The sequence below is a fragment of the Arthrobacter sp. SPT-J7 genome (assembly GCF_059089965.1).
Map to the genome: position 1 here is coordinate 1 of NZ_JBNHFF010000541.1, position 568 is coordinate 568.

2 protein-coding genes are annotated in these 568 nt (G+C 60.4%); both read right to left on the minus strand.

Going from position 1 to position 568, the window contains the following annotated elements:
* Positions 1–241: isochorismatase family protein (locus tag AC5RWX_RS34145; protein WP_494100553.1), on the minus strand; the 241-nt coding region annotated here is incomplete at its 3' end.
* A 142-nt stretch (positions 242–383) separates the two neighbouring features.
* A partial coding sequence (locus AC5RWX_RS34150) for a hypothetical protein (RefSeq protein ID WP_494100554.1) occupies positions 384–568 on the minus strand: 185 nt, incomplete at its 5' end.

Sequence of the window (568 nt, forward strand, 5' to 3'; positions counted from 1 at the left end):
GCCGAAACGCCATTTTTAGATACACGATGGGGACTCCCGCTTGCCGCGCCGCCTCAACGGTGCGCCTTGTAGGCGCAATGGCTGCGCGAATTTGGGCAATGCCCACGCCGGCCCGGTCAAACATGCCGCCCGGCGATCCAAAGTCGTTCTGCATGTCGACCACCATCACCGCTGCGTGCCTGGGATCGAGCTTGAAAGGCCCGGGCTTAGCAACAACGGTCACCGTATCGTGAGGTGCCATGTACTCCCCTTGTTACGAGGACGCTTTCCAGCGCCCGCGGCGAAAAATAGAAGGAAATCCCCTGTGTAGCAGCGTCGATGCGGCCTGCTAGTCGCGGTACCCCTGAAGTATGGCCATATCAGCGCATCAGGGCGCAGATTGCTCACGCGCCCGACGGCCCCACCCACCCGCTGAAGTCGCCTTTTCTTCCCTTGCCACGTTCATCGTCATCCTTGCCGCACATGCGGCAGCGCCTGTAAATGCTTCCGTCTTCGGCATGTTCGACGTGCCACTCGTGGCGCAGATTGAACTTGCACATTAGAGCCTGGAACATGGCCCTCTCCGATC